18 protein-coding genes and 1 riboswitch are annotated in these 20,394 nt (G+C 51.1%); of the genes, 3 read left to right on the top strand and 15 right to left on the bottom strand.

The window, feature by feature from the left end; translation table 11 throughout:
• Positions 1-461 precede the first annotated feature (461 nt).
• From WH45_RS05565 to cymR, 4 genes are all read right to left on the bottom strand, one after another.
• On the bottom strand, positions 462-668 hold the full coding sequence (locus WH45_RS05565) for a hypothetical protein (RefSeq protein ID WP_046213409.1): 207 nt from the start codon (positions 666-668) through the stop codon (positions 462-464).
• A gap of 148 nt (positions 669-816) precedes the next feature.
• A complete protein-coding gene (locus WH45_RS05560; RefSeq protein ID WP_046213635.1) occupies positions 817-1,323 on the bottom strand; it encodes a PRC-barrel domain-containing protein in 507 nt (168 codons plus the stop codon).
• Positions 1,324-1,446: 123 nt separating this feature from the next.
• Complete coding sequence (locus WH45_RS05555; RefSeq protein ID WP_046213408.1) at positions 1,447-2,592, bottom strand: cysteine desulfurase family protein; 1,146 nt, start codon at positions 2,590-2,592, stop codon at positions 1,447-1,449.
• 248 nt (positions 2,593-2,840) lie between these two features.
• Positions 2,841-3,260 (bottom strand): cysteine metabolism transcriptional regulator CymR, encoded by a 420-nt coding sequence (gene cymR / locus WH45_RS05550; protein ID WP_046213407.1) that lies wholly within the window; start codon positions 3,258-3,260, stop codon positions 2,841-2,843.
• 247 nt (positions 3,261-3,507) lie between these two features.
• On the opposite strand from cymR, the gene mnmA reads away from it, so the two are divergent.
• Positions 3,508-4,632, top strand: a complete 1,125-nt coding sequence (gene mnmA, locus WH45_RS05545) for a tRNA 2-thiouridine(34) synthase MnmA (protein WP_046213406.1) — start codon at positions 3,508-3,510, stop codon at positions 4,630-4,632.
• 463 nt (positions 4,633-5,095) lie between these two features.
• Positions 5,096-6,367, top strand: coding sequence for a phosphopyruvate hydratase (gene eno, locus WH45_RS05540; protein ID WP_046213405.1), 1,272 nt, complete (start codon positions 5,096-5,098; stop codon positions 6,365-6,367).
• A gap of 145 nt (positions 6,368-6,512) precedes the next feature.
• Here the strand turns inward: eno and crcB (WH45_RS05535) are convergent, their stop codons facing one another.
• The 10 genes from crcB (WH45_RS05535) to WH45_RS05490 all read right to left on the bottom strand — a co-directional run bounded on the left by crcB (WH45_RS05535) (position 6,513) and on the right by WH45_RS05490 (position 19,190).
• The gene (crcB, locus tag WH45_RS05535; RefSeq protein ID WP_046213404.1) at positions 6,513-6,878 is read right to left on the bottom strand and encodes a fluoride efflux transporter CrcB; all 366 of its coding nucleotides are present in this window, start codon (positions 6,876-6,878) and stop codon (positions 6,513-6,515) included.
• Complete coding sequence (gene crcB / locus WH45_RS05530) at positions 6,868-7,260, bottom strand: fluoride efflux transporter CrcB (RefSeq protein WP_046213403.1); 393 nt, start codon at positions 7,258-7,260, stop codon at positions 6,868-6,870. Before crcB (WH45_RS05530) ends, crcB (WH45_RS05535) begins: the two co-directional genes overlap by 11 nt.
• Positions 7,261-7,324: 64 nt before the next feature.
• A riboswitch (Fluoride riboswitch) is annotated at positions 7,325-7,393 on the bottom strand.
• Positions 7,394-7,662: 269 nt separating this feature from the next.
• Positions 7,663-8,982, bottom strand: a complete 1,320-nt coding sequence (locus WH45_RS05525; RefSeq protein WP_046213402.1) for a replication-associated recombination protein A — start codon at positions 8,980-8,982, stop codon at positions 7,663-7,665.
• 419 nt (positions 8,983-9,401) lie between these two features.
• Positions 9,402-11,558, bottom strand: coding sequence for a HelD family protein (locus WH45_RS05520; RefSeq protein WP_046213401.1), 2,157 nt, complete (start codon positions 11,556-11,558; stop codon positions 9,402-9,404).
• 255 nt (positions 11,559-11,813) lie between these two features.
• The gene (locus WH45_RS05515; protein WP_046213400.1) at positions 11,814-13,109 is read right to left on the bottom strand and encodes an NCS2 family permease; all 1,296 of its coding nucleotides are present in this window, start codon (positions 13,107-13,109) and stop codon (positions 11,814-11,816) included.
• Positions 13,110-13,238: 129 nt separating this feature from the next.
• The gene (locus WH45_RS05510) at positions 13,239-13,994 is read right to left on the bottom strand and encodes a tRNA threonylcarbamoyladenosine dehydratase (RefSeq protein ID WP_046213399.1); all 756 of its coding nucleotides are present in this window, start codon (positions 13,992-13,994) and stop codon (positions 13,239-13,241) included.
• Between the two features lie 130 nt (positions 13,995-14,124).
• On the bottom strand, positions 14,125-15,906 hold the full coding sequence (gene aspS, locus WH45_RS05505) for an aspartate--tRNA ligase (protein WP_046213398.1): 1,782 nt from the start codon (positions 15,904-15,906) through the stop codon (positions 14,125-14,127).
• 56 nt (positions 15,907-15,962) lie between these two features.
• The gene (gene hisS, locus WH45_RS05500) at positions 15,963-17,207 is read right to left on the bottom strand and encodes a histidine--tRNA ligase (protein WP_046213397.1); all 1,245 of its coding nucleotides are present in this window, start codon (positions 17,205-17,207) and stop codon (positions 15,963-15,965) included.
• Positions 17,208-18,099: 892 nt separating this feature from the next.
• A complete protein-coding gene (locus WH45_RS05495; protein ID WP_046213396.1) occupies positions 18,100-18,558 on the bottom strand; it encodes a hypothetical protein in 459 nt (152 codons plus the stop codon).
• A gap of 125 nt (positions 18,559-18,683) precedes the next feature.
• Positions 18,684-19,190: a type 1 glutamine amidotransferase domain-containing protein gene (locus WH45_RS05490; RefSeq protein WP_046213395.1), complete on the bottom strand. Its 507-nt coding sequence runs from the start codon at positions 19,188-19,190 to the stop codon at positions 18,684-18,686.
• Positions 19,191-19,390: 200 nt separating this feature from the next.
• Here WH45_RS05490 and WH45_RS05485 point away from each other — a divergent pair, with 200 nt between their 5' ends.
• Positions 19,391-19,615, top strand: a complete 225-nt coding sequence (locus tag WH45_RS05485; RefSeq protein WP_046213394.1) for a DUF378 domain-containing protein — start codon at positions 19,391-19,393, stop codon at positions 19,613-19,615.
• A gap of 267 nt (positions 19,616-19,882) precedes the next feature.
• On the opposite strand, the gene dtd is transcribed toward WH45_RS05485, so the two are convergent.
• Positions 19,883-20,341 carry a D-aminoacyl-tRNA deacylase gene (gene dtd, locus WH45_RS05480; RefSeq protein ID WP_046213393.1) on the bottom strand — a complete coding sequence of 153 codons (459 nt, stop codon included), beginning with the start codon at positions 20,339-20,341 and terminating at the stop codon, positions 19,883-19,885.
• Positions 20,342-20,394: the final 53 nt, after the last annotated feature.

Below are 20,394 nucleotides of genomic sequence, written 5' to 3'. Positions count from 1 at the left end.
TTCGCAAAATGCTATGTAACAGCCTTAAAATCTAAAAAACGCCCCTGTCAAAGATCAGGGACGGTATTCTTGTATTCCGTACAGCGGTTTATCCCTGCAACCCTTTTTTATTATGCAAAGGCTGGTGAACAACAGGCATTAACCCACTGTATATCCAAATCACACAAATTACTGGCATTATCCGGGATTTCACGGCTTTTCAACAACCTATATCAGTATATCCAGCGTGCGAAAGTCTGTCAATCGTACAGCGCACAGCTGCTCCTCTGGTGATGGTGATTCGTGTCTGTCCGCCATCCATGCTGCAAAAAGGCCTCCGGCCGATCCACTGTACATCATTATTGAGGTACGCGATCTGCCGGGGCCTCTGTCATCAGCCTGCTGCTATATAAAGGGTATGTATTCTGCTAAGACTGTATGGTTACCGACCAACACCTGTACATACCATCATGTGTAAATGTTCACGAGGACATCTGCACATGGGCAGATGCAGCCACCGGCTTCTCGATGAACAAATCGTCCAGCGAACTGAGCGTGCCATCCTCTTCCACCTGATACACTGACATTTTACCGCCATTAACGGTCAGTTCAATGAAGCAGCCCCAGCAATAAAACTGATGGGAGCCGATCTTGCCGATATCTTTGGAACTGCAGTTTGGACATTTCACTCCGCGCTCACCCTATCCGTCTAAAAGTTTGGGCAGTTGACCCATCCTTTGACGCTTGTCCTGATCTTCTCACACCGCAAAATACAAAGGTATCCTGTGTCTGCTTTAATTAATCAGAATTAACCGTCGATACAGCATCAACTGCAAATCAAAGGCATTCCTCCAGCCGCTGATCACTGGCCATCGGCGCCATTATGGCGCTTTCACCAAAAGTGATCTGACTGCTGACAGGGAGCCATTTTCTGCCGCCAATTAAATCCGAGATAAAACCGTCACTGATTTCGATCCCGGTAATGCTTTTACCCAGTTCCGGATTAAAGTAAACATCCGAGACATACCCCAGTCTGGCACCATCGCTGGTCAGAACGGGCATATCCTTGATTTTGTTGTCTCCAAGAAGAAATGTATGCTTAATATCGTCAGCCGCCACCTGGCGCACTGCCTGTTGATTACGAATCATAATAGCGTCCTCGCCATAGGAGACAATATCTTCCCATATGACCGTACGGACCTGCAGTGAAAATAAACCCTTGCCTTCCAGTTCAAATCCCTGGACAGACCAGTCTTCCCCTAAGATGAAATCATGAATTTTGCCAAGCTGTTTGCCATCCTCAATATCAAATACGGCAAGCCCGATCATTCCTTGCATCTTCAACACTGGCAGGACCTCCTTATCGCACAAATTGCGCAGGTACGGAAATGCATTCCTTCCTGCCCGGCTGTTGGCGTCGTCTGACCTCTTCCCTCCCTTAGTCACCATACAGGGGAGCCCTGATCATCATCTACGTACGCGTTTCAAAATGGTTGCAATTTTATGAGCGGTGCGCTCTATTTCTTCCCTAGTATTACCCAATCCAAAGCTGAAGCGAATCGCCGAATGCAGTACATTTTCAGGAAGCTGCATTGCCTGGAGCACATGGGAGATTTCCAGTGAGCCGGAAGTGCAGGCCGATCCGCTCGCTGCGGCAATATGCTCCATATCCAGGTTCATCAGCATTGTCTCGCTGGTCACGCCGGGGAAGCTGATATTTAGAATGTGCGGCAGGGAACCTGATAGCGGTGTGTTGACCACAAATGCATCGGCGCCCGCTTCCTGCTTCAGGGTGTCGATCATAAGCTGACGCAGCCCGGTGAGCTGCTCCATGCGGCCTTCCAGCTGCTCTGTCGCCAGCTCCACCGCTTTGCCGAATCCGGCGATTCCGGCCAGATTCTCCGTACCGGCGCGGCGCTTGCGTTCCTGCAGTCCGCCATGCAGCAGCGGCTCCAGCTTGGTGCCCTGGCGTACATATAATGCGCCGATTCCCTGCGGACCATTGATTTTGTGGGAGGAGAAGCTGATCAGATCGACCGGCAGCTCGCTGCAGTGGATCGGTACAGCACCCAGTGCCTGAACCGCATCGGTGTGAAATACGACGCCGTGCTGCTGTGCGATCATGCCGATCTCGTGGATTGGCTGCAGAGTGCCGACTTCGTTATTGCCAAACATAATGCTGATCAGAATCGTATCCGGGCGAATAGCCGCCTGTACGTCTTCGGGATTCACGCGTCCTGTGGCATCCACCGGCAGATAGGTTACTTCATAACCGCGGCTCTCGAGCGCCTCGCAGGCGTGCAGCACGGCATGATGCTCGATCTGTGAAGTGATGATATGGCGGCCTTTTTCCTTGAGCGCTTCGGCGGTTCCGAACAGTGCCATATTGTCGCTCTCGGTGCCGCCAGCGGTGAAGACCAGTTCATTCGGATGACAGCCGAGAGAGGCAGCGATACTGTCACGCGCATTGCTCACGATCCGCTTGGCCGCACGTCCAAAGGAATGCACACTGGACGCATTGCCGTGAGTACCGGTCATTACCTGCATCATCGCCTCCGCTACCTGTGGATGAACCGGCGTGGATGCCGCATGGTCAAGATAAATGGATTTCATAATAGAGTCACCTGAACTTTCATGGGAATGGGAGATATGGACAGACATTTCAATATATATCAATTCAATAAATAGTCATCTGGATAGTTAGCAGCACAACGACAAAAAACGGAAGGGGCGGCTCTTCTGCCAATGTACCCTTCCGCGATCCGTTATGCTACTGCTGCCGGATGCACGAAAGCGGCTATGAATCAGCGCTCCGGTGCATCCGGCAGGGTATGTCGTTACCGGTCAGGATATGACTGGCTTTAGATGTAGAACATGTAGTTGTCTTCCTGTCCCTGCTCACGATAGCTGATCAGGTCCTGGAGGGTCGTGGAATCGATCACTCCCGCGATCGCATCCCGGATCTGCATCCACAGATGGCGCTTGGCCGCTACATCCTCATCGGTAAAGTCGACGACGGAGATGGGTCCTTCCAGTACGCGGATGACCTCGCCTGCCGTGATCTGTTCCGGTTCGCGGGACAGAATATAGCCGCCGTAGGCACCGCGGATACTTTTGACCAGACCGGCATTGCGCAGCGGTGCGATCAATTGCTCCAGATAGTGCTCGGACAGCTGGTTTTTCTCGGCGATGCTTTTGAGGGAAGTCGGTCCTTCGCCAAAGCGGCCGGCCAGCTCCATCATAATTGTCAGACCATAACGTCCTTTGGTTGAAATTTTCATAAAAACACCTCATCTTTGATTTGACCAAAATCACGAAAGATTATTGCTTTATTTAGTAATAGGAATTATAATTAGCAGTTGCATATCCGTTACGCACTTTCAATAATTCAGTGTATTCCGATCTTTATTCTTAACCATCGTAACATAGATATGCAGGGTATGGGAAATAATTCATTATTCGAGGTTTAACGACATATAGAGCTGTCCGGGAGACAGCCGAATTCTTTTATCAGGGAAGTGATCAGCCATGACCAAAGCAATATCAGACACACGTGTTGTCGTCGGCATGTCCGGCGGTGTGGATTCTTCCGTCACCGCGCTGCTGCTCAAGGAGCAGGGTTACGACGTAATCGGCATTTTTATGAAAAACTGGGATGACACCGACGAGTTCGGCAATTGTACCGCCGAGGATGATGCGGAAGACGTACGCCGCGTATGCGAGCAGATCGGCATTCCCTATTATACGGTGAATTTTGAAAAAGAATACTTTGATAAAGTATTCTCCTACTTCCTCGATGAGTACAAGCGCGGACGGACGCCGAATCCGGACGTCATGTGCAACCGTGAAATCAAGTTCGGGGAATTCCTGAACAAGGCACTCGATTTGGGTGCGGATTATGTGGCCACAGGTCACTATGCGCGTGTCATTGAAGAAGACGGACAGTACAAACTGCTCCGCGGCGTAGACAACAACAAGGATCAAACGTACTTCCTCAATGCACTCAGCCAGCAGCAGCTGTCCAAAGCGATGTTCCCGATCGGCCATCTGCCGAAGCCGGAAGTACGCCGGATCGCTGCCGAAGCCAATCTGTACACAGCCAAGAAAAAAGACAGCACCGGTGTCTGCTTTATCGGTGAACGCAATTTCCGTGAATTCCTGAGCAACTATCTGCCAGCCAAATCCGGCGAGATGGTCGATATCGCTACCGGCGAAGTCAAAGGCAGACATGACGGCCTGATGTACTATACGCTCGGACAGCGCCAGGGACTCGGTATCGGCGGTTCCGGCAACGGTAACCCATGGTTCGTCGCCGATAAGGATCTGGAGAAAAATATCCTTTACGTCGTACAGGGCGATGCTCATCCAAGTCTCTACTCGACCGGCCTGATCGCTTCCGGTGTCAACTGGATCGACGGAACGGTTCCGGCAGCAGGCACAACCGTAAAATGCACCGCCAAGTTCCGCTATCGTCAGCCGGACCAGGGTGTAACACTGACCTGGCAGGAAGACGGTAATGTGCATGTACAATTCGATGTACAGCAAAAAGCCATTACACCGGGACAGGCTGTTGTTTTTTATGACAGTGAGACCTGCCTTGGCGGCGGTACGATTGATGTCGTTGAGAAAGTGCCTTATGAGGCATTGGTATAATTTTTCTATATATCGCTGTTCATCCACTCGAATAGGGCTTGTCAGCGTATAAGTTTATAACCTCATCCATTTTCTTCCTATTTTATCGTTTGGCATGGTAACAGACCGTGTAAAAACACAATAGGGAGAATGATGGTTGATGGTTGACGGTTGATCAGAATGAGCTTTATGCATATGCTTTGAATATACAGCGCTCCCTGCTGATAAGGTCTCTGGCTTTAGAGACCTGCACAGGGGCGCTTTTTTTATTCTCCGCTTCTCTTATTTAGAGGCAACTTTTAGTTCCAGCCTGTTAAAGGCTGTTTTTAAGAGACCGCTTCATAATCTCGTCTTTGCGCATATTTCCATCTTTTTTTGTAAAAGTATGCCAGACATCGCTTGTTCTGCTGCCATGTCCTCTCCCTTCCGGTTCACCCGCATTTGTTCTCATCTTCAGTATTTTATCTACAGGAGGAGTCCTACTATGCCCAGTGCTACGATTTGTGCGATGCAAGGAAGAGAAATATTCGATTCACGCGGTAATCCTACACTTGAGGTTGACGTGCTGCTTGGTGATGGCACTTGGGGCAGAGCGGCTGTGCCGTCCGGTGCGTCCACCGGTGAACATGAAGCGGTCGAGCTGCGCGACGGAGGCAAACGGCTGGGCGGCAAAGGGGTACGCCAGGCGGTTCAGCATGTCAATGAGACTCTGTCCGAAGCGCTCAAAGGACACTCACCATTCGATCAGGCTGCCGTTGATCAGGTGATGATTGAGCTGGATGGCACACCGAACAAATCCAGACTCGGCGCCAATACGATTCTGGGCGTATCGATGGCGGTATGCCGTGCGGCGGCGCAATCGCAGCGAATGCCTCTTTACCGGTATCTGGGCGGCGTAGACAGTGAGCTGCCGCTGCCTTTTTTCAATATTATTAATGGCGGCAAGCACGCAGAGACAGGCATTGCGATGCAGGAATTTATGATTACACCGGTAGGTTCCACGCATTTCCGGGAAGGGATGGAACGGGTGGTGGAGACGTATCATATGCTCGGTTCGCTGCTGTCTGCCCGCGGCTTGGCTACTTCTGTCGGCGACGAAGGCGGATTCGCGCCACAGCTCGGCTCCAGCGAAGAAGCGATCAAGCTGATGGTCGAAGCGATTGAACAGGCCGGTTATGAGCCCGGCAAGGAGATCGCGATTGCGCTGGACCCGGCAGCCAGTGAATTTTACCGGGATGGAGTCTATCATTTTGAAGGGAATCAATGGGACAGCGGCCAGATGAGCGATTATTATGAGCAGCTGATTGGCAGCTATCCGATTATCTCTATCGAAGACGGCATGTCGGAAAAAGATGAGACCGGATGGCAGAACATGACCCAGCGGCTCGGACAAAGGGTTCAGCTGGTGGGAGATGATATTTTCGTGACCAATCCGGCGATTTTCCGTGAAGGTATCCGCAAGCATATTGGCAACTGCATTCTCATCAAGCCCAATCAGATCGGCACCGTATCCCAGTCCATGGAAGCGATCAAAATGGCCCGGATGGCCGGTTACACGACAATGATCTCCCACCGCTCCGGCGAGACGGAAGATACATTTATCGCCGACTTTGCGACCGGCATGAGTGCAGGCCAGGTTAAGACCGGCGCGGTTGCCCGTACCGAGGGAGTAGCCAAGTATAACCAGTTTCTGCGGATTGAAGAAGAGCTGAGCAAGTATGCTCGGATGGCTCCTTTTGTCTATCCGGGGCAGTAAGCGGCAAGGATACAGGTGAGATGATCCGACCAGATCGTCTTGCTGCAATCCTATTCCCTTTAATACGAACAACAGCTTCCTCTCCCGGCAGGAATGAGGAAGCTGTTTTGTGATGTGTGCTGTGATGCCTGAACGACTCCACCTTTTATAAATATAGATGACCAAGCATAAGCCCCAGACCCGCCAGCACAATGCCGCATACATAGGACAGGCTCAGATAGCTGAACAGGGTCGCATGTTTCTGCTGTAAATGCAGTTCAATATTTTCCAGCTTGAACGTGGAAAAGGTGGTAAAGCTGCCCATGAATCCGGTACCGATCAGCAGCTGGATATGCTGCTCTGCTCCCGAACCGACCAGCAGCCCGAGCAGAAACGAACCTGTACTGTTAATCAGAAATGTCGCCAGCGGGAAATCCATCGGCCATCTGCGCTTCATCCAGTTGGACAAAAGCAGCCGCGCCAGCACACCCAATACCGCTCCACCCGCAACCAGTAAAATGTTAATGAACATGCGGCGCCTCCCTGCGGGACAGCCATCGTTCGCTCAGGTAAAACCCAAGCCGTGAAGCCAAGAGTCCGCCCAGCAGACTGGCGATCATATACAGCGCGGCCAGTCCATACCACTGCTTCTCGATCATCTGGATACTCTCCACACTGAACGTCGAAAATGTGGTAAATGAACCGACAAATCCGGTGCCCATCGCAGTAATCAACATCGGTGAAAACTGCGGCAGCCGGGACAGATACTTCATAATCACTGCCAGCAAAAAGCATCCTGCCAGATTGATCACCAGCGTCGCCACCGGAAAGCCATGATTCGGGATCAGCACACTAACCAGATAGCGACATACCGCTCCGAGTACGCCAAATACAGCTACAAGTACATACAGCATCATCCATTCCCCTTTTCCATAAAAAATGACTCCTACCTGAACAGAACCGGCTCACATCGCGGCTCAACAGGTAGGAGTCATCAGCTGATTGAAATTACAGCGGTTAACGGTGAACTCCATCACCGATTCAGTTATTTACAATATAGCTCATTCCATGATGAGTGTAAACGCCAATGTGGTCTCCCCATCATCGGTGAGCTCTGCTGCTGTATGCCTGTATGCCTGTATGCCTGTATGCCTGTATGCCTGTATGCCTGTATGCCTGTATGCCTGTATGCCTGTATGCCTGTATGCCTGTATAAAATGGTCCCATCGGATTCGGGGGCAATCCTATTAACAGGTATCCGAGACGAATACCGGCAATACAGCAGATAGCGCAATCATACAGCCAGACAGTCAGACCTATGTGGTTCCCCGTCGCCGTTCCTGATTGATCCGGATTTTGGATTCATTGCCCTGATCGGTGGCTTTGTAGAATACACGGCGGGCCAGATTTTTGGGCAGATACTCCTGATCCACATAGTGATTGGGGAAGTTATGCGGATATTTATAACCTTCATGGCCGAGCTGGGCGGAGCCTTTGTAATGGGTATCGCGCAGATGCAGCGGCACCTCGGCAGACTTGATCTCGTCCATCGCGGACATGGCCCGGGAGATGGCGGTATAGACGGCATTGGACTTGGGACTCTCGACCGCAAACAGAATCGCCTGCGCAATATTCAGTTTGGCTTCCGGCCAGCCGTTCGTCCGGTACGCATCCAGTGCGCCGAGTGCCTGTACCATCGCCTGCGGGTTGGCAAGACCGATATCCTCGCTGCTGGCCGCGATCAGGCGGCGGATAAAGGTCATCGGGTCCATGCCCAGCTTCTCGACCGCATACAGGAACCAGAACAGCGCTGCATCACTGGACCCGCGGATACTTTTATGAAAAGCGGACAATACGTCATACTGGGTCGATTCATCCGCTCGCACGGTAGGACGACGGATCGACTCCTCCGCCACCTCCAGCGTGAGATGAATGGTACCGTCTGCTTCGGGCGGCGTAGTCAATGCGGCCAGCTCCAGTGCATTCAGGGCGCGGCGGATATCACCGTTGGCCATTGAAGCGATGTGCTCCAGCGCCGCATCATCCACCTGCAGCTTCATAAAGCCCAGACCTTTCTGCTCGTCTGCCAGTGCACGACGCATGGCAATCAGCGAGTGTTCCTTGGTCAGCGGCTGCAGCTGGAACAGTGTTGAGCGGCTCATAAGGGCGCCATTGACATAATGAAACGGATTCTCGGTCGTCGCCCCGATAAAAATAATTGTGCCTTTCTCGACCGCCGGCAGCAGCGCGTCCTGACGGGAGCTGTTGAACCGGTGTACCTCATCCAGAAACAGAATCGTCTTGGTGCCATACAGCGACTTGTTCGTCTGGGCACGTTCGATCACTTCACGGACTTCCTTGACGGTGGCATCCACGGCGTTGAGACGGACAAATTCCCCCTGGGTATGCTTGGAAATGATATGCGCCAGCGTCGTTTTACCGCATCCGGGCGGGCCATACAGGATAATCGAGGTGACCTGATCTGCCTGAATCGCCCGGCGCAGCAGCTTGCCTGGTCCGACAATCTCTTCCTGGCCGATATATTCATCGAGCGACTGCGGACGCATCCGGTCTGCGAGCACGCCCATACCGTCTGCGCCGGCATTGGTATTCTCGTTAAAGGAGAACAAATCCATAAAGGGGTCACATCCTGTCTTTGATTTAGTGGTGTATATAATTCAATCGCTCCAGGAAGAGGTTCCATCACGACCTCCGGTTAAGAATGGGAATCCTGAACAACCGCTCGCAGCGGTCAATCTCCCTTCTTAAAGGTCGGTCTAAGATGAAATTCTTTTCCCTGCGCTATGTGCTTGGATATACGTTGTGGGTAGGAATGTAGTGAAATCACTCTCAAAGCTACTTTCAGAATGACTTTCTTTCAGTTAAATTCTGCATCGTTGACATTCACATCGCAGCTATACGGATTAGCCTTCAACCTATATATTTTACCACTGAAGCGCATAAATGAAAAAGAAGAGGCTCCAGTGGGAACTGGAACCTCTTGACCGACAAGCCCGGGTAGAGAAATAGTGTAAAGACTGATCTGTATTGCAGATTATTCTGTTGCTGCGTCGTCAGCTTCGGCAGTGACATAATCCGGCAGCTCTTCTCCGTGCAGCAGCCACAGTTCGTGCAGGGCACGTGTGCAACCGACGTAGAGCAGCTTGGCATCCCAGGAGTCGCTTCGGTAATGGTCAGTGTCCACATCGGTGACGATGACAGCGTCGAACTCCAGTCCTTTGGACAGGTAGACCGGCAGGATGGAATGGCCGCCCTGGTACGTCGCTTTGCCTCCGTCGATCAGGTGGATGTCCAGACCGGCGGCGGTCAGCTGTTCATGCAGCTCCCGTGCTTCGCGTAATGTGCGCGTCAGGATCGCTGTAGTGCGATATTCCTTGGCCTGCAGCTGCTGCCAGTGCTCGATCACGACATCGGTTCGGTTATCAACCGGGCAAGGCAGAAGACGGACCGGATCACCGCTGCGGAAGACTGGTACAGCCGTAATGCCGTTGCGTACCCCGCGCTCCAGAATAATATTGGCAAATTCGATAATCTCCATCGTCGACCGGTAGCTTCGGGTTAACGGGAAATAATCGGTATTTTCCGCCGGGAACAGACTGCTCATTTCTTCCCAGGCATGAACGCCACGGTAGGCATGAATGCCCTGGGACAGGTCGCCCAGAATGGTAAAGGAACTGCCGCGTACGTATTGATTGAGCAGTGCCACATGAAACGGCGAGAAGTCCTGCGCTTCATCGATGACCACATGGTCGAACCGGCGGCTGCCGTCCATTTCGTTCAGCAGGGTATGAATATAGACGAGCGCCGGCAGATCCTCATCGGTAATCCGGTCTTTTTTGAGCTCGGCCGATACGCTTTTGAGGATAGGCGCCGGAATCTGCTCCCACACTACAGCGAGGCTGTCTGCATTGCCGGTGATTTTGCCGGTTTTGAACAGCTGCTTGTAGAGAGCCAGCGGTTCATATTTCGGCCATTTGTTGGCATAGGATTTCTCGCGCTGTCCCGCTTTTTTCTTGCGCTCCTTGCGGATCGCTTCCGAGGGAGCTTTTTTGAGCTTCATTTCGACCCAGCGATGAATACGGGCGATGACCCGTTCCTTGCGCTTGGCGAGCGGATAGTGACGGTATTCATTGCTGAACCAGTCCATAATCTCGGCCCGGGTCAGTACGGCGCCATCCCATGGGCTGAAGTCCATATCCGGTACAGCGGTATTTTCCAGCAGCTCGACAAACTGCCGCACCAGCTGCATAAAGGCAATCGATCCCTTCAACCGGGAAGGCGTCTCTTCGCTGACTTCTGGCCGATCCGGTGATTCGAACCAGTATTCATACGTCTCCGAGGCAGGCACGAGCCGGATATCGCTCTCCAGAATGCTCTGTGCCCAGTCGGCAAATGTACTCTGTTGGATATCGCCGACACCCAGCTCCGGCAGCACTTCCGAGATATAATCGAGGAACATATTATTCGGTGCAAAAATAATCATTTTCTCTGCGGATACCTGCTCCTGATACTGATACAGCAGGAAGGCGAGCCGGTGCAGGGCAACCGTCGTCTTGCCGCTGCCGGCAACGCCCTGGATGACCAGTGCGGTATTTTTGACCGCCCGGATGATCCGGTCCTGCTCTGCCTGAATCGTGGAGACGATATCCCGCAGTTTGTTGTCTTTATTTTCTCCCAGTCGGTAGACGAGGAATTCATCGGTAACGACAGGCTCGGTGCTCTCCCGGTCGTATGTATCCGCGAGCCGCTCCAGCAGCCGCTGACGGATCACAATATTGCGCTTCAGATAGACAAGGCCCTGAATCAGCCCTTCCGGAGATTCATACTCCGCCATCTCTTCCCCGCCGGTAAAGGAATAAAACAGGCTGGCAATCGGTGCGCGCCAGTCCACGACGAGCGGCTGGTCATCAATCTCCGATTTGCCGACGCCTACTTTGCCGATATAGAGCGGCTGACGTGCACCGCTGCCATTTTCCGCAAAATCAAGCCGTCCAAAATAAGGTTCACGTGCGCTTTTTGCCAGAGTCTGACGCTGCTGTTCACGACCGGCTTCCAGTACCTGTTCGGTAAAGTCGTGTCCGGTATAGACGGGAAATTGCCGCAGCCTGTTCAGCTGTGCATCGACCTCATCCAGTGTGTGCTGCAGCTTGTCCTTCTCTTCTTGATAGGCACTTTGAAAATCCTTTTCCAATTTCAGTTACCTCCTAAGAATTGCTTTAGTCTCTTTGTCCGGCAATAACAAGCAAAGAGCACACCAGGCATCCCCACAGCCGATATGGCGAGGTTCTGCCTGATGTACTCTTGTATGTTAGCGCTTCTGTTTATAGTTTTTACCATGAACAAAGGAATTTTAATATATCACAGCAAGAATGGAAATGCCAGCAGAAATACGCATCAACCGGCGTTTCCTGGGCATTCCCTCATTCGGTACACTGCCTGTTTATCCCTACAGCAGTGCATTCACGACAAAGTTGGCCAGGAACAGCACAGCAATTCCATACAGAATCTTCGGCACTTCCCTGCCTTTGCCCTGTGCCAGCTTGACGATCGGATAGGCGATAAACCCAAACGCCATGCCATCCACAATGCTGTACGTGAACGGAATCATGACGATGATCAGAAACGCAGGGAACGATTCGGCAAAATTGCTGAACTTGATCTCCTGAATCGCCTGGGTCATCATCGCCCCGATCACGATCAGCACCGGTGCCAGCGCACTGTCGGGAATATAGCCAAGCCATGGGATAAAGAAAAATGTCGCTCCGAACAGTACCGCCGTAATCAGCGGCGTGATGCCTGTGCGTCCACCGGCTGCGATACCGGCAGTCGATTCGGCAGCCGCCACCGTCGGACTGGAGCCGATCACACCGGCCAGAATGTTGGAGATGGACAGTGCCCGCAGGCTGCCCTTGAACGTCTCCGGACGCTTGGCCATATCGGTCTGCGCACCGATCAGGCCGATATTTTCAAATACAAGAATCAGCAGCAGCAGGAACACCGCGATCCAGAACGGCAGACGTACCAATCCCTCCAGCGTAAAGGCGCCAAATACCGATGAATACGCCGACAGTACACTGCCTTCACCAATATCGGCAGCACTGCCGACACCGAGCAGATGCGCCATAATCGTTCCGAACAGAATACTGATCAGCAGCCCGCCCGGCACATTGCGGATCACGAGCACTACAGCGACCACCAGTGTAAGACAGGAGACGATGACCGGCGGGTCATTAAAATGACCGATGGCGACAAATGTCGTCTGGTGAGCAATCACAATCCCACTTTTTTGCAGACCGACAAAGGTCAGGAACAGCCCGATCCCAACCGTGATGCCCAGCTGCAGAATCGCCGGTATCGCCTGGCTGATAATCCGGTGCAGCGAAGTAAACGCAACCACCGCAAACAGCAGGCCAGATACCGTAACGACCATCAGTGCTTCCTGCCAGCTGAGTCCCATCGACCTTACAAGCGTATAGGTGAAAAAGGCATTGACCCCCATGCCCGGCACGACGATAATCGGCGACTTGCCGAGAAAGGCAATCACCAGACAGCTGACGATGGAAATGAGCAGCGTCGCCGCCATTCCCGCCTTGAGCGGTATACCCGCGTCAGACAGAATCGTGGCATTGACTAGCACGATATAGACGACGGCAAAATAAGCTACCACACCGGCCAGTATTTCTTTACGCAGCACATCACGATCCGGCATAAAGCCCAGCATCCGCTGTAACTTCTCACGCATCATATAACTCCCTCTCTCTTATGATTAGCTTCGAATCATTTCCAATCAAAAAGCGTGCCTTCCGCGAATGGACAGGCACGCTTCAATAACCTGGGGCAGCGGACCAATCCGACTACCGGAAAATTAAAATTAAATTTCAATTCCGTGCTTGGCAAGCATCTCTTTGACAACCACACTTACCATAATCAAGCCGGCCACTGGCGGCACAAAAGCATTACTTGCCGGCGGCTGCTGGGCTTTGCGAATTTCCGGTGCATTGTCGGGAACGATCTTCTCGGTCACATCCTGACGCGGCTTTTTCGGCTGCTCGGTGGAGAAAACGACTTTGACCCCTTTATGGATACCATCTTTGCGCAGCTTGGTACGCACGACACGGGCAATCGGGTCCATATGCGTTTTGGAAATGTCGGCAACCTGGAACAGTGTCGGATCCACTTTGTTGGCAGCACCCATGCTGGAGATGATCGGAATTTTGCGTCTCAGGCATTCCTTGATCAGATGCACCTTGTAGATAATCGTATCCGAAGCATCCACCACATAATCCAGATCGTATTTGAACAGCTCCTCATACGTCTCTTCGGTATAAAACATATTGAGCGCGATCGCTTCACATTCCGGATTAATCAGCTTGACCCGATCGACCATCAGATCCGCTTTCTTCTGTCCCACTGTTGTCGTCAGGGCATGAATCTGGCGGTTGATATTGGTAATATCAACGACATCCTTGTCGATCAGAATGATTTTGCCGACACCGGTACGGGCCAGTGCTTCGACGGCGATCGAACCGACGCCGCCGATGCCGAGCACAGCGACGGTGCTATTTTTCATCACTTCAATACCTTCCGGTCCAAAAGCCAGCTCGGTACGTGAAAATTGGTTCAACATCCTTATTCGCTCCTTTCATTTTCTGTACTGTGTTTCGTGCTCTACACAAAACAACTGCTGCAAATGGTGCATCACACCTTTGCAGCAGAAGATGATTCTGGTGATCGTGCTTAATGGGTATTTACCCGCCTCAGTTTTTATCTACCACTGGCTTTGGCGGTGCCAGACGGATATGCAGCTGGTCGAGCTGTGCTCCATCTACCGGTGCCGGAGCGTTCATCAGCAGATCGGTAGCGCTCGCCGTTTTCGGGAAAGCGATCGTCTCACGCAGGTTCGTGCGTCCTGCCAGCAGCATGATCAGACGGTCCAGACCGAAGGCGATACCGCCGTGTGGAGGTGTACCGTATTCGAATGCATCCATCAGATAACCAAACTGTTCGCGTGCCAGTTCCGGTGTGAATCCAAGCATTTCGAACATTTTCTCCTGCAGTTCGCGCTTGTAGATACGCTGGGAACCGCCGCCCACTTCGTAGCCATTCAGAACGATATCGTATGCTTGAGCACGGATTTTGCCTGGATCAGTGTTGAACAGTTCCAGATCTTCTTCGTAAGGACGTGTGAACGGATGGTGTTCAGCCACATAACGTTTGGCGTCTTCGTCGTAACCGAACAGCGGGAAGTCTACGACCCATGCAAATTTGTATACATTGTCATCGATCAGACCCAGATCGCGGCCGATTTTCACACGCATTGCGCCGAGTACATCCGCAACCACCTGTTTGGTATCTGCGGAGAACAGCAGCAGATCGCCTTCTTCGGCATTGGTCGTTTCACGGATTTGCTGGATTTCGCCTTCGCTCAGGAATTTGACGATAGGACCTTTGAATTCGCCATCCTTGATCTGGATCCATGCCAGACCTTTGGCGCCATAACGCTTCGCATACGGCTCCAGGCTGTCGATTTCCTTGCGTGTCCATGTACCGCAGCCTTTGGCGTTCAGTACTTTGACTTCGCCGCCTTTTTCGATTACGGATGCGAATACTTTGGCACCGCTGCCTGCCACGATATGGCTGACATTTACCAGTTCCAGCCCGAAGCGCAGATCGGGTTTGTCCGAACCGTATTTGTCCATCGCTTCCGCATGGGTAATGCGCTGGAACGGTACAGGGATATCCACATTGATCGTTTCCTTGAACAGCTTCACCATCAGCTGCTCCATCATGCCCAGCAGCTCGTCACGATCCATAAAGGCAGTCTCGATATCGACCTGGGTGAATTCCGGCTGACGGTCGGAACGAAGATCCTCATCACGGAAACAACGGGCGATCTGGTAGTAACGCTCCAGTCCGCTCACCATCAGCAGCTGCTTGTAGATCTGCGGAGATTGCGGCAGCGCGTAGAACTCACCTTCATGCACACGGCTTGGTACGAGATAGTCACGGGCACCTTCCGGCGTACTCTTGGTCAGAATCGGTGTCTCCACATCGATAAAGCCGTTCTCGTCCAGGAAGTCGCGGAAAATTTTGGTTGCTTTGGAGCGCAGCATCAGTGTTTTTTGCATTTCTGGACGACGCAGATCCAGATAACGATATTTCAGACGCAGGGATTCGTCCACTTCCACACCATCTTCAATAAAGAATGGAGGTGTCTTCGCTGCGTTCATCACTTCGATTTCGGTAATGCGTACTTCAATATCACCATTTTCCATATTCGGGTTGATCGTCTCTTCTTCGCGGCGTACTACTTCACCTTTGACAGCCAGTACGTATTCACTACGTACACGGTCTGCTACCTGAAGTGCGTCCCCGGAGAATGATGGGTTAAATACGATCTGTACCAATCCGCTGCGGTCGCGCAGATCAATAAACAGTACGCCCCCCAGGTCACGGCGGGTCTGTACCCATCCGTTCAGTGTTACTGTCTCGCCGATGTTCGCAGCGGTCAATTGGCCGCATTTGTGAGTCCTTAACATATTATAGTCTCCTTTAATTATCGATAATGAAGTATATGGATCTATCCTGTACTTTTTTATTTCAGATGGTCAGCAAGCTCATCCAGCTTCACGGTCTGCTGCTCGCCGGTATCCATGCATTTCAGCGCAATCTCGCCCTTGGACAATTCATCGTCACCGAGAATGGCGGTATAACGGGCATGGAAGCGATCAGCCGATTTCATCTGTGCTTTCATTTTGCGTCCGAGGTAATCCCGTTCTGCCGAGAAGCCCAGTGTACGCAGCTTGAACAGCTGGCGAACCGTCTCCTGTTCTGCCGCTTCCCCGAGTCCTACCAGATAGACATCCAGCGGCTTGATCGCCGGGATATCCACACCCTGACTTTCCAGAATCAGCTGCAGACGCTCCAGACCGATACCGAAGCCGATACCCGGCTGTTCCGGGCCGCCCACTTCGGAGACCAGTTTGTTATAACGCCCGCCGCCACCGATCGTATCGATCGCACCGATGCCTTCGGCTTTATACTCAAAGGCGGTGTGTGTGTAATAATCCAGACCACGCACAAGACGTTCATTGACTGTAAATTCCACATCCATCGCTGTCAGATAATCCTGTACCCGCTGGAAGTATGCACGGCTCTCTTCATCCAGGCTGTCCAGAATAGACGGAGCACCGACAAATTTATCCTGATCCACTTTGCAATCGAGCACACGCATCGGGTTGCGTTCCATCCGCTGCTGACAGTCTCTGCACAGCGTATCCTTCATCGGACGCAGGAAGCCAAGCAGCGCTTCGTTGTAGGCCGCACGCGTCTCCGAAGTACCTACCGAGTTGATCTCGACTGTCACGCCCTGCAGCCCCAGTTCCTTGAAAAACTGCAGGCCAAGCGCGATAATCTCCACATCAATCGCTGGATCTACCGAACCGAATGCCTCTACGCCGAACTGGTGGAACTGGCGATAACGTCCTGCCTGCGGACGCTCATAACGGAACATCGGGCCCATATAATACAGCTTGGTCACATCCGGCTCGCCATACAGCTTGTTCTCTGCATAGGCACGTACCACACCGGCTGTTCCTTCCGGACGCAGCGTCATACTGCGGCCGCCTTTATCTTCAAAGGTGTACATTTCCTTTTGTACCACATCCGTTGTCTCGCCTACACCGCGCTGGAACAGCTCGGTTTGTTCAAATAACGGTGTGCGGATCTCCCGGTAATTGAACCGTCTGCACAAATCTCTTGCTTTCTCTTCGACATACTGCCACTTCTCTACCTTGCCCGGCAAGAAGTCCTGTGTGCCTGTCGGTTTTTGAAATGCCATAATCCATCCTCCTTTATTCAACTGATCCAGTGATCTCTCTATGGGAACACAAAAAAGCCCCACGTCACTGTTCATTACAAACAGGGACGAGGGACTGGTTATCTACCATTCACCCGTGGTGCCACCCACATTTCGAATGCAACCGTACTGACGGCACCGCATACTCTGTATCTATCGAATCCTGTGATCATCCGATAGCAAATACAGCGGCAATACGGCATTCCAGGCCATTCCACCAGTATACATTCGCTTCATTAAGCGGTTAACGCCCGCTGACTACGCATGAGGTTACTTGGATTCCAAAAGCGAATTTACCTGATCCATCAGGTAACCGGATACCGACACAACAGCGAGCAGTGTCTGCTCTCCTCGTGCACGCTTTTCCATCTTTCACATCATGTTCTCGGGGAGGTCTTTTCGCACCGTCGTTCAGGGATTCCTTGCAGCCCAGGGGAATGCCTCTCTTTTCCAAAAAGGAACTGTCCGTTATCGGTGGTACTTTTCCCGTCCATGAATCATTCATTTAAACACACAATCATCGACATCTGCTTTGCCAGCAGCAAAGTCAGAACGATGTTATATTTAACGATTTTAATGAACCGCTGTGCTAAAGTCAACACTTTTCATACAAGTTGGCAAATCCTGCTGGCTTCCAAACCATAAAAAAGCAAAGAAAAAACCTGCAGCAACGGGCTGCAGGCCAACATAGTATGTTAAAAGGGGGTCATGGGTTCATTATAGGATATCATTGTTAAAATAAGATGTTTCCTATATTACAGTTCCATTACAATAGGTAAAACCTGTGTAAAGACCTTAGTACAGGAACATCTTCAACAGCAGATGACCATGAACCCATTTCCCTTTTGGGATCATCTATTCAAGCGGCTGTCGACTACTCAAGGATTTCCACGAATGCATTGTTCGTACGCAGCTTTTGCACGACATTTTCTACATCCGATTCCATCACTGTGGCAGACAGTACATATTTCAGATCATCATAGTCCTTGTCTGTTGCGTTGATGGCACTCCATGCATCGGTATCGTCATTATCATGGCTGGCTGCCGAGTCATCGTCAGTCACTTCATTGCGTTTGCCGTCATTGTCGATAATCGCAGTCGGCGGGATAATCGTTCCCGGCCCTGCTCCGCCGGATACACCTGCGGAATTACCTGTAACTCCACCTGCACCTGCATTTAACGGCAGCAGTGGAACCATGACGCGGCTGCCCTGACTGATCTGCTTGTCCAGACGACCGACTTCCAGATTTTTCACATCATAGGTACTGACGGACGTTCTGGCACTTTCTGCCTGATCTTCGGTACGGAAATAAGCCTGAATATGCTTGGTCATAATAATGGCCTCCTTACTGTACGCAGAATTCTCTTCTGCCCAGTATTTATTTGATAGGCTTACGAAAATAAAAGTACATTCTTCTCAGAGACGATCAAAACAATACCTTTTACCACACTTTTAAATTACAGAACTTTCAACAGTTCGCGTACAAATGCAGGCTCGTCATCCGGTGTACGAGACGTGATAAAGTTGCCATCAACGATAGCTTCCCCATCCTTGAATGTTGCTCCCGCATTGATCATATCCACTTTCAGCGGTGGATAAGCAGTGATCGTACGACCTTCCAGCAGGTTGGCACTTGCCAGAATCTGTGGACCGTGGCAGATCGCACCGATGGTTTTCTTGGCATTGTTGATTTCGGTAACAAAGTTCAGTACATTCGGGTCCAGACGCAGCGCTTCCGGTGAAGAACCGCCCGGAATTACCAAAGCATCATAATCGGATGCATTTACTTCGGTGATTGCTTTTTCAATTGTATATTCGGCTTTACCATTTTTACCGGTTACCTTCTGGCCTTTTTCAAGACCGATGATATCCGCTTCATGGCCTGCTTTTTTCAGTTCATCATAAGGCACCTGCATTTCGGAGTCTTCGAATTCATTTGCTAATAAAAAGGCGATTTTGCTCATTGGAATAGTTCTCCTTTCAAGGCTTATGGTTAGTGTGATCCTGTTCCTCTACTTGCATACTATAGAGGTTTCCGCTCTGTTATTACCCGATTCCGTGGCAAATCTAAACAGTTATACAGAAATGATTCGCAGCTCCACAATCGGGTATATTAACATTGTCAACGACTGCTAACATCTAACATAACAGGAGGTGAATTCTAATGAGAACTCTGGACATGATTGCGCTGATCCTGCTGATCGTCGGTGGTATCAACTGGTTGCTGGTAGGTCTTTTCCAATTCGACCTCGTTGCTTCCATTTTCGGTGGACAAGAATCTATTTTGTCCCGAATCATCTATGTTGTTGTAGGTCTGTGTGCACTGTATTGCCTTAAATTTCTGTCGTCTTCAAGAAATACAAGAACCGACACTACTACAAGAGCGTAAACGTAAGCATAAGCGTAAAGGAATGAGCTGTTTGGCAAAACCACAACTTACTTACATGGAGCAATCCAGACAAAAAAGGTCTCCGCTGAATGTATAAAATTCAGAGAGACCTTTTTTGCTGTGTTTTAATCAAATTATAGCTGCTTGGCGCATTGATGGGATATCGTACATAAGCTTAAACCATGATCACAAGGTGGATATATGCAGAATCATTATTGTCTACAAACATCCAGCAGCTTTCACTGAACAGACCTGTACAGATCCGGTTTATTGCCCGTCTGCTCTGACAGGACTGTCGATAATCAGGGTCACGGGTCCCCAGTTGGTTAGTGACACATCCATATCTGCGCCAAATATGCCTTGTTCCACAACCAGTCCCTGTTCCTTCAGTGCCTGGTTGAATGCTTCATACACCGGAATTGCCTGCTCCGGACGGGCGGCTTCAATAAAGCTCGGCCGTTTGCCTTTACGGCAGTCTCCATACAGAGTGAACTGGGATACCGACAGCACCTGTCCACCAATATCGGATAATCCCAGATTCATTTTTCCCTGCTCATCTTCGAAAATGCGTATTCCCGCGACCTTGCCTGCCAGATAGCGAGCATCCTCGATTGTATCTCCATGTGTTACACCGACCAGTACCATCAATCCTATGCCAATCTGGCCGACTATTTCTTCGTTTACCGTAACGGACGCCTGCTTGCAGCGCTGAATAACCACTCTCATTTTCCCATTCTCCTCTGCTGTGTATATGGATATGTAGCAAAGGAGCCAATCAC

Source organism: Paenibacillus wulumuqiensis (assembly GCF_000971965.1).
Taxonomy (GTDB): Bacteria; Bacillota; Bacilli; order Paenibacillales; family Paenibacillaceae; genus Saccharibacillus; species Saccharibacillus wulumuqiensis.
Note: the sequence above shows the minus strand (reverse complement) of the source record. Positions and strands in the feature narration are given on the sequence as shown.